At 71.5% G+C, this 8,628-nt stretch carries 10 protein-coding genes and 1 pseudogene; 5 read left to right on the forward strand and 6 right to left on the reverse strand.

All coding sequences use genetic code 11. The features are described 5' to 3' along the window. Positions 1 to 34 precede the first annotated feature (34 nt). Entirely contained in the window at positions 35 to 247 is a 213-nt protein-coding gene (locus tag PCA_RS16620) for a DUF2945 domain-containing protein (protein WP_181303730.1), read from the forward strand. Beyond that, on the forward strand, positions 244 to 792 hold the full coding sequence (locus tag PCA_RS16625) for a DUF488 domain-containing protein (protein ID WP_181303731.1): 549 nt from the start codon (positions 244 to 246) through the stop codon (positions 790 to 792). Before PCA_RS16620 ends, PCA_RS16625 begins: the two co-directional genes overlap by 4 nt. Before the next feature lie 4 nt (positions 793 to 796). Here PCA_RS16625 and PCA_RS16630 read toward each other — a convergent pair whose 3' ends face one another. Beyond that, entirely contained in the window at positions 797 to 1,780 is a 984-nt protein-coding gene (locus PCA_RS16630; RefSeq protein WP_181303745.1) for a YafY family protein, read from the reverse strand. A 157-nt stretch (positions 1,781 to 1,937) separates the two neighbouring features. On the opposite strand from PCA_RS16630, the gene PCA_RS16635 reads away from it, so the two are divergent. Further along, a complete protein-coding gene (locus tag PCA_RS16635) occupies positions 1,938 to 2,858 on the forward strand; it encodes a hypothetical protein (protein WP_181303732.1) in 921 nt (306 codons plus the stop codon). A gap of 69 nt (positions 2,859 to 2,927) precedes the next feature. Beyond that, a complete protein-coding gene (locus PCA_RS16640) occupies positions 2,928 to 3,746 on the forward strand; it encodes a DUF481 domain-containing protein (RefSeq protein ID WP_181303733.1) in 819 nt (272 codons plus the stop codon). Between the two features lie 92 nt (positions 3,747 to 3,838). Here PCA_RS16640 and hemC read toward each other — a convergent pair whose 3' ends face one another. The 5 genes from hemC to PCA_RS16665 form a co-directional block, all read right to left on the reverse strand. Next, positions 3,839 to 4,756 (reverse strand): hydroxymethylbilane synthase, encoded by a 918-nt coding sequence (hemC, locus tag PCA_RS16645; protein ID WP_181303734.1) that lies wholly within the window; start codon positions 4,754 to 4,756, stop codon positions 3,839 to 3,841. A 99-nt stretch (positions 4,757 to 4,855) separates the two neighbouring features. Then, a complete protein-coding gene (locus PCA_RS16650; RefSeq protein ID WP_181303735.1) occupies positions 4,856 to 5,560 on the reverse strand; it encodes a LytTR family DNA-binding domain-containing protein in 705 nt (234 codons plus the stop codon). Then, entirely contained in the window at positions 5,538 to 6,620 is a 1,083-nt protein-coding gene (locus tag PCA_RS16655) for a histidine kinase (RefSeq protein ID WP_181303736.1), read from the reverse strand. The genes PCA_RS16650 and PCA_RS16655 overlap by 23 nt, the downstream gene beginning before the upstream one ends. Before the next feature lie 30 nt (positions 6,621 to 6,650). Continuing rightward, a complete protein-coding gene (locus PCA_RS16660; protein WP_181303737.1) occupies positions 6,651 to 7,319 on the reverse strand; it encodes an alpha/beta hydrolase fold domain-containing protein in 669 nt (222 codons plus the stop codon). Positions 7,320 to 7,390: 71 nt separating this feature from the next. Beyond that, complete coding sequence (locus PCA_RS16665; protein ID WP_181303738.1) at positions 7,391 to 8,035, reverse strand: cysteine hydrolase family protein; 645 nt, start codon at positions 8,033 to 8,035, stop codon at positions 7,391 to 7,393. A 130-nt stretch (positions 8,036 to 8,165) separates the two neighbouring features. Here PCA_RS16665 and PCA_RS16670 point away from each other — a divergent pair. Then, positions 8,166 to 8,549 (forward strand): annotated as a pseudogene (locus tag PCA_RS16670) (DJ-1/PfpI family protein); the annotation flags it as partial. Positions 8,550 to 8,628 lie beyond the last annotated feature (79 nt).

Here is an 8,628-nt window from a genome sequence, read left to right on the forward strand (position 1 = left end):
ATGCGGGACACCTCGACTGAATGAGACCGCCAGCATGAGCCAGCAGTTCCACGTCGGCGACCATGTGCGCTGGAATTCCGAGGCCGGCTACGTCACCGGCCACATCGTGAAGGTGCACACGGCCGACACGCTGTACAAGGGCCACCCGCGGCGCTGCAGCCCGGACGACCCGCAATACGAGATCCGCAGCGACCGGACCGAGCACATCGCGATGCACAAGGGCGCGGCGCTGCAGAAGATCGCGTGAACGCCGCCGCGCCCGCCACGATCTGGACGATAGGCCATTCCACCCGCACGCTGGAGGAATTCCTCGCCCTGCTCGCGGCCTTCCGCATCGAGGCGATCGCGGACGTGCGCCGCTTCCCCGGTTCGCGGCGCCAGCCGCAATTCGCGCGCGATGCGCTGGCGCAGAGCCTGCCCGCGCACGACATCGCCTACCAGTGGATTCCCGAACTGGGCGGGCGCCGCCGCGCGCGGCCGGATTCGCCGAACACCGCCTGGCGCAACGCCGCGTTCCGCGGCTACGCCGACCACCTCGCCAGCGCGGAATTCGCCGCGGGCCTGGCGGCGCTGCTGGCGTTCGCCGCCCGCCAGCGCACCGCGGTGATGTGCGCCGAAGCGGTGTGGTGGCGCTGCCACCGCGCGATCATCGCCGACGTGCTGAAGCAGCGCGGCATCGAGGTGGTGCACATCCTCGACCGGCAGCACGGCACGTTGCACCCGTGGACCTCGGCCGCGCACGTCGAGAACGGCGAGCTGAGCTACGCGGCGCCGCAGCCGCCGCTGCTGTAGCGCCTCAGCGCGGCGGGTTCTGGTACGTGCCCTGGGCCAGCTGCAGCAGGATCTTCATCTCCTCGCGCAACGACAGCGGCGCGATCACCTCGGCGTCCGGGCCGTACTTGAGCACGTCCATCAGCAGCTCCCGGGAGTTGGAGTAGGGCAGCTGCAGCTCGTAGCGGCCGTCGCCCAGCCACTCGCCCTTCTGCTGCGAATGCCAGTGCTCGTCGGCCACCCAGCGCGCGGCGTGCGCGGAGAAGCGGATCGTGGCCCAGGCCTTGGGCTGGCCGGCGAAGATGCCGTAGCTGGAGGCCAGCGTCTGGTCCAGTTCCGCCTCCGGCACGTCGCGGGCGGGCGCGTCCAGCGCCTGCGCCTCGGCGATGCGGTCCACCGCGAAGCTGCGCAGCGCCTCGCGGTCGTGGTCCCACACGTCCAGGTACCAGTTGTCGCGGTAATGGGTGAGTCGCTGCGGCGACACGGTGCGGCGGCTGTCGGCGCCGGTGGTGCGCGCGCGGTAGCGGAAGCGCAACTGCTTCCGCTCCAGCACCGCGCCGGCCACGATGCGGAACGCCTGCTGGTCCAGCTTGCGTGCGCCCCAGGGGATCACCCGGATACGCTCGATCGGCAGCGCCTTGCCGCTGCCGCGGTCGGACAGCAGGTGCTCGATGCGCGACTTGAACGGCGCCAGCGCGCCGGACAGCACGCCCGGGCTGCTGCGGCCGATCAGTTCGTTCAGCGCCAGCAGCGCCGCCAGTTCGTCGGAGGTGAGCCACAGGCCCGGCAGTTCGAAACGTTCGCCCTCGACCTGCTCGTAGCGGAACGCGGCGTGCTCGCCGCCGGCGCTCTCGATCGGCGCGCCCAGCGCATCGCGCAGGAAGCCGATGTCGCGGTACAAGGTGGCGCGCGAGCATTCCAGCTCGTCCATCAGCCTGGGCAGCGGCACCGGGTAGTGCGCCGACTTCAGCAGGCGGTGCAGGGTGAGGATGCGTTCGTAGCGGTCCATGGCGGGCTCGGCGTTCGCGGTGGCGAGGCAGGACGGGGTTCCTAGCATGGGTACGGCCGGCGGCGCCCGCAAGCCCGGCGGGCCCTGGCCCGGACCCCGCACGGCCGGGTGGCTTAAGCTTGGGGAACCCCGACCTCCCCCGAACGGTAGCCCATCCATGCAGCCCATCCGCGAATCGCCCGACGCGGGCGTCGTCGGCGCCGTGCCGCCGCGCCGCCACCCGATCCGGGCCGTCGCCTTGCTGCAGGTGCTGGCCGCCGCCGGCTACGGCGTGTGGCTGTGGCTGGGCCTGGCGCTGCTGCTGGGGCTGGGCCAGTCCGGTCGCAGCGGCACCCTGGTGCCGCTGGCGCTGGGTGCCGTGCTGGTGGGCGCCGCCCCGCTGCTGGCCTGCCTGCGCGTGCCGGGGCTGACGCAGTGGCACGGCTGGCAGCCGCGCCCGGGCCATCGCCCCACGCGTTCCGCCCTGACCGCCCTGCTCACCTGGCTGCCGGTACTGGCGGTGGCCGGGCTGGCGCACGGCGACAACAGCTTCTGGGTGACCCGGCTGGCCGGGGCCACCTTGATGCTGTGCTGCCTGGTCAGCCTGTCGCAGGCCACCCACGACGACCGGGCGACCCTGCCGGCCCCGCTGCAACGCGCCACGGCCCTGCTGCCGGCCAGCCGCATCACCACCGCGACCTACACCGGCGGCCTCTGGATGTGGCTGAGCGTGCTGACGCAGCAGGGGGCGTTCCAGGACGGCCGCGGCGCGTATCTGTGGGCGCTCCTGCTGCTGGCGCTGGCGCTGGGCCTGGGGCTGCTGGAAAGCGGGATGTGGCAGTCCCTGCGCGGCGAACCCGAGGCGGCCACCGGCGAGGCCGCCAGCCGCCACCGGTTTCCCGCCCGCCTGCTCGCGGCGCTGCTGACCTATGCCCTGCCGTGTACCGCCCTGCTGCTGGGCGGCGCCACGGGCCACCTGGCGGCCGCCGCGGTGGCCGCCGCCAGCGCCCTGCTGGGCCAGATGCTGGAACGCCAGTTGTACGAATCCGCGCTGGCCGACGCCGCCGCGCAGCCCCCGGCAACGGCCCGTGTTCATTGAAAATTCAAGCCGTTCCGTTAAGGTGTCCTACTCGCATTACAATTGTTTAACGCAACGGAATCCCCACCGATGAACAAGACCCTGATCGCCGCCCTGCTGCTGGCAACGTGCGCCAGTTTCTCCGTGCAGGCGCAGGACGCGGACAGCAGCAACAACAAAAGCGCCGACAACGGCGGCTGGTCCGGCTCCGGCGAGTTCGGCTTCGCCTCCGCCACCGGCAACACCCGCTCGCAGAACGTGAACGCCAAGCTCGGCCTGAACCAGGAAAACGAGCAGTGGAAGAACAGCTTCTTCCTCGACGTGCTGCGCACCAAGGTGCAGCAGAAGGTGATCGACACGGCCGGCAACACGGTCAAGCAGTTCGACACCACCGCGAACCGCTACGACGGCGGCGCCTCCGTGGGCTACAAGCTCGATCCGCGCAGCTACATCGTGGGCGCGGCCCGCTACGACCATGACCAGTTCGGCGCGAACATCTGGCAGGGCGTGGTTTCGCTTGGCTACGGCTACATCGCGCTGAAGGATGCCCGCAACGAGCTGTCCTTCGAAATCGGCCCCGGTTACAAGAAATACCGCCCGGCCGACCTCGCCGTGGTCACCAACGGCGTGACTGTCGAGGAACGGCAGGCGGTGCTGCACGAGGTGGTGGCGCGCGGCCTGGTCAACTACAAGTTCCGCCTCACCGACAACACCTCGTTCGAGGACACGTTCCTCACCGAAGCGGGCTCCAAGAACACCTACCTGCAGAACGACGCCGGCCTCGCCGTCAGCATGACCAAGAAGATGGCGCTGAAGGTGGGCTTCCAGGTGCGCCGCAACAGCGACGTGCTGCCGGGCATCAAGAAGACCGACACGCTGACCACCACCAACCTGGTCTACAACTTCTGAGGCTTCGTCGTTGCGGCCATCCCGGGCCGCACTTCCCGGACGGCCACTGCATGCGCAGTGGCCGTTTTCGTTTCTGCCTTGCGTGCGGACGTCTAGGCGTCCGTGCCGAGGAATTCGGCCGCGCCCTGCGCAAACAGTTCCCGCGCCACGGCGCGCCCGAGCTCCGCGGCATCCTCGCCGTCCGCCTGCGCATGCAGCAGGCGGCCGCTGGCGGCGTCGCCCACCAGGCCGCGAAGGTGCAGGCCGCGTTCGGTGACCGTGCACCACGCACCCACCGGCACCGTGCAGCTGCCGCCCAGCGCCTGGTTCATCGCGCGCTCGGCGCTCACTTCGATCCGCGTGTCGGCATCGTCCAGCACGGCGAGCAGCGCCAGCGTGGCGGGCTGGTCGGCACGCGCCTCGATGGCGATCGCCGCCTGCCCCGGCGCCGGCAGCCAGTTCGGCGCGGCCAGGCGGCTGCGGATGCGCGCGGCGAGGCCCAGGCGCTCCAGCCCCGCGCAGGCCAGCACGATGGCGTCGTAGCGACCGTCGTCCAGCTTCGCCAGCCGCGTGCCCACGTTGCCGCGCAGGTCCAGCAGCTCCAGGTCCGGCCGCAGCGCACGCAACTGCGCCTGCCGGCGCAGCGAGGACGTGCCCACCTTCGCGCCGTGCGGCAGGGCGGCGAGGTCCGCGCAACTGTTGCTGACGAAGGCGTCCGCCGCATCCGCGCGGGGCAGGATCGCCGGCAAGGCGAAGCCGGGTTCCAGTTCCGCCGGCACGTCCTTCAGCGAATGCACGGCGAGGTCGGCGCGGCCTTCCAGCATCGCCACTTCCAGTTCCTTGAGGAACAGCCCCTTGCCGCCGATGGTCGCCAGCGGCTTGTCGAGGATCTCGTCGCCGCGGGTGGACAGCGGCACCAGCTCCACCGTCAGCGCGGGGTGCGCCGCGCGCAGCAGCGCCGCGACGTGCTCGGCCTGCCACAGCGCGAGCGCGCTCTTGCGGGTGGCGATGCGCAGGGTGTTCGGGATCATGCGGGTTCCACGGTCTGGCCTGGGCGCCATTGTCGCCGATGCCGTGGCCCGGCGCAGGCAGCGGCGAATCGACGCAGCGCCCGCGCCCGGTCCACGCACTCAGCCCATGCGCAGCAGCTTGCGCAGCGCCGGCAGGTTGCGCCGGCTCACCTCGGGACTGAAGTCGGTGCCGGCGAGGCGGGCCAGCACCCGGCCGTCGGCCAGGTTCTTCAGGCCGAGCAGGCGGGCCGGCGGCACCAGGCAATTGCGGTGCAGGCGGATCAGCTGGTCGGGATAGGCTTCCTCCAGCTGGCGCAGCGACTCGTCGATCAGCAATTCGCCGCCGGCATGCCGCACGCACACGTATTTCTCTTCGGCCAGCAGGCAGATCACCTCGCCCAGCGCCACGCGCACCTGTTCGTCGCGCACGCGCGCGTGCAGGTACGCGACGGCGGCGCGCGGCGTTTCGGCCAGCCGCTTGTTCGCGCGCTGCAGCGCTTCGCGCAGGCGCTCCAGCCGCACCGGCTTCAGCAGGTAATCCACCGCCTCCAGTTCGAAGGCATGCAGCGCGTGGTTCTCGTAGGCGGTGCAGAACACCACTTGCGGCCGCGCGCGTCCGGCCAGCCGCGCGGCCAGCGCCATGCCGTCGAGGCCGGGCATGTTGATGTCGAGCAGCAGCAGGTCGGGTTTCAGTTCGTCGAGCGCGGCCAGCGCGGCCTCGCCGTCGCCCACGCTGCCGGCGAGCTCCGCGCCCTCGCACTCGCCGAGCAGCGTGGCGAGCCGCATGCGCGCCAGCGGTTCGTCATCGACGATCAGGACGCGCATCGGCACTCTCCTTGTTCTCGATCGGCAGCCGCAGGCTAACCACGTAGCGTTCGCCCTGCGGCCCGGCCTGCACCGCCGCGCGCGGGCCGTAGCGGAACGCCACGCGCCGGCGCACGCTGTCCAGGCCATGGCCGTTGCCGCCGCGGGCGGGCGAGGGCGGCAGGGGATTGGCGATCTCGATCACGATGGCGTCGCCGCGGCGTTCGCCGTGCAGCGTGACCACGCCGCCCTCGCGCAAGGGCTGGATGCCGTGGCGCACCGCGTTTTCCACCAGCGGCTGCAGCAGCAGGCGCGGCAGCGGAAACCCTGCCGGCAGGCCGTCCAGCTCGCGCTCCACGCGCAGGCGTTCGCCGAGGCGCAGCTGCTCGATCGCCAGGTAGCGGTCGAGCAGGGCCAGCTCTTCGCCCAGCGTGCCGTCGCCCCGTTCGTTCATGCCCTCGTGCTGGCCCAGCGCGGCGCGGAACAGCTCGGCCAGGTCTTCCACCGTGCGCTCGGCCGCGGCGGGATCGACCGGGATCAGCGCCGCCACCGTGTTCATGCTGTTGAAAAGGAAGTGCGGCCGGATGCGCGCCTGCAGCGCCTCCACCTGCGCCCGCGTCACCGCGGCGAGGCGCAACCGCCACTGCGCGGACACGTAGAAGTAGCGCAGGATCGCCGCGCCGAGCAGGGCGGCGATCAGCACGTTGTCGAACACGAAGGTCGTGGGCCCGTCGCCGAGCAGACCCATCTGCAGGGCCTCGTCCAGGCTGTGCGCCAGCCAGCTCGCCACGCCGACGATCGGCATGATCAGCAACCACGCGGCGAGGTAGGGCAGGTGCCCCGGCAGCCGCTGCAGCCACGCGCGCAGCAGGCACAGCGTCACGCCGATCACCAGCGTCAGCCAGGTCACGAACAGGATGCCCACGCTGTAGCCGGAGAAATCGCGATGGTCGCCCGCGGCCAGCCACACCACGGTGGCGGCCAGCGCGCCGGCCACCAGCAGGGTGAACAGCACCGGCAGGCTGCAGAAATCCGGCAGCGGGCTGGGTTCGTCGTGCGGGTGCAGGAGGGTGAAGCGCATGCGCAGAGTATGCCGCAGCGCAGCGCCGGATCAGGCCAGCCGCCGGCCCAGCCATGTGCGCAGGTCGGCAATTTCCTCCGCGCAGACCGCATGCGCCATCGGGTAGCCGTGCCAGTCCACCCGATAGCCCAGCTCCTGCAGCAGGTCGCGGCTGGCGCTGCCGCGCGGCGGGATCACCACCGGATCGAAGCTGCCGTGCGCCTGGAAGATCGGCACGTCCGCGTTCGCTGCGCTGCGCTCGGCGGCCAGCGTGTCGGCGATCGGCAGGTAGGTGGACAGCGCCACGATGCCGGCCAGCCGTTCGGCATGGCGCAGGCCCGCGGCCAGCGCGATCGCGCCGCCCTGCGAGAAGCCGGCGAGGAAGATGCGCTCGTCGGGCACGCCGCGCCCGCGCTCGCGGTCGATCAGCGCCTCGGTGGCGGCGATGGAGGCGCGGATGCCCGCCTCGTCCTGGCGCGATACCAGGTCGACGCCGTAGATGTCGTACCACGCGCGCATCGGCAGGCCGCCGTTGATCGTCACCGGCCGCACCGGCGCATGCGGGAACACGAAGCGCAGCGCCGGCCAGTCCGCCGCCACCAGCTCCGGCACGATGGGCGCGAAGTCGTGGCCGTCCGCGCCCAGCCCGTGCAGCCACACGATGCTGTAGCGGGGGTTGGCGGCGGTTTCGTGTTCGACGGCGGGAAGCAGGCTGGACATGGGCGGGCACCGCGGGGGAAAGATGCGCAGCTTAGCGCCTGCCGCGATCCCGCTCCGCCCGGCGTCCGCCCTCAGGCGGCCGCGCCCAGCCGCGACAGCGCCCGCTGGTGCGAAGCGTGGATGTTGTCGCGCTCGGGCATGCTGCCGTCGGCGACATGGGCAAGCCACTCGTCGGTCGTCATCACGGCGGCGAAACGCGACTGCTCCACCACGGCGAACACGCGATGGATCTCTTCGGCGCTGGCATGGCCCGCACGGTTGGCGTAGGGCACGCTGCCCGAGGCGTCCATCAGGAACTCCACTGCCAGGCCCGCATCGAACGCGTGCTTGATCGTGGTGTCGTTGCAGTTGTGGGTCATGTAGCCCACCACCGCGAGGGTGTCGATGGCGTGCGCCGCCAGCCAGTCGCCGAGATCGGTGCCGGCGAAGGCGCTGGGCAGCGCCTTGAGCAGGTGGTGCTCGCGCGGGCGGCTGGCGACGACCGCGTGCAGTTCCCAGCCATGCGTACCGGCGGCGAACAGCGGCGAATCGGCCGGCGCGGTCTGCTGCACCACGACCACCGGGATGCCGGCGGCGTGCGCGGCGTCCATCGCGCGACCGATGTTGCGCAGCGAATCGGCCACCGGCGGGTACTGGATGTGCAGGCCGCCGCTGTCGTATTCGTTCTGTACATCGATCACGACCAGCGCGCGGCGCGGGTGGCGGACTTCGGTCATGGCGGTCTCCTCGAATGTCTGGGCCGGTTGGCCACGGCGACGCCATCATCCGCCTCCGCAGGTTTCGACAGGAGTGGCTTGATTGCCATTCATGGTTAGAATCGGGCCAATCGATACGGAGGTTCCCGACATGGCCAGGGCACGTGTGGCGGTGGTGGCGTTCGACGGAATCCGCCCGTTCCATCTGGGGGTGCCGTGTGCGGTGTTCGGCGAAACGGCCGACGAGGAAGCGTCGCCGTTCGAGCTGCGCGTATGCGCCGCCGAGCCCGGCGAACTGCGCACCCAGGCGGGTTTCGGCATCGTGGCGCGGCACGGCCTGCGCGCGCTGGCCTGGGCCGACATCGTGGTGGTGCCGTCGTGGCGCCACCCGCGCGAGACGCCGCCGGCGCCGCTGCTGGCCGCGCTGCGGCGGGCGCATGCGCGCGGCGCGCTGGTGGTCGGCCTTTGCGTGGGCGCCTTCGTGCTGGCCGAGGCCGGCCTGCTGGACGGCCGCCGCGCCACCACGCACTGGCGCTAGGCCACCGCGCCCAAACTGTCCGGCCCGGCAAAGCGGCTCCAGCTGAACGCCGCGCCTATCACCACCAGCGCCAGCA

Source organism: Rhodanobacter sp. PCA2, from assembly GCF_013620825.1.
Taxonomy (GTDB): Bacteria; Pseudomonadota; Gammaproteobacteria; order Xanthomonadales; family Rhodanobacteraceae; genus Rhodanobacter_A.

Coding starts and splice junctions, on each gene's coding strand:
- PCA_RS16630 (WP_181303745.1), bottom strand. CDS start 1,780: ATGGACCGCTACGAACGCATCCTCACCCTGCACCGCCTGCTGAAGTCG.
- PCA_RS16635 (WP_181303732.1), top strand. CDS start 1,938: ATGCAGCCCATCCGCGAATCGCCCGACGCGGGCGTCGTCGGCGCCGTG.
- PCA_RS16640 (WP_181303733.1), top strand. CDS start 2,928: ATGAACAAGACCCTGATCGCCGCCCTGCTGCTGGCAACGTGCGCCAGT.
- PCA_RS16650 (WP_181303735.1), bottom strand. CDS start 5,560: ATGCGCGTCCTGATCGTCGATGACGAACCGCTGGCGCGCATGCGGCTC.
- PCA_RS16665 (WP_181303738.1), bottom strand. CDS start 8,035: ATGACCGAAGTCCGCCACCCGCGCCGCGCGCTGGTCGTGATCGATGTA.
- PCA_RS16655 (WP_181303736.1), bottom strand. CDS start 6,620: ATGCGCTTCACCCTCCTGCACCCGCACGACGAACCCAGCCCGCTGCCG.
- hemC (WP_181303734.1), bottom strand. CDS start 4,756: ATGATCCCGAACACCCTGCGCATCGCCACCCGCAAGAGCGCGCTCGCG.
- PCA_RS16660 (WP_181303737.1), bottom strand. CDS start 7,319: ATGTCCAGCCTGCTTCCCGCCGTCGAACACGAAACCGCCGCCAACCCC.
- PCA_RS16620 (WP_181303730.1), top strand. CDS start 35: ATGAGCCAGCAGTTCCACGTCGGCGACCATGTGCGCTGGAATTCCGAG.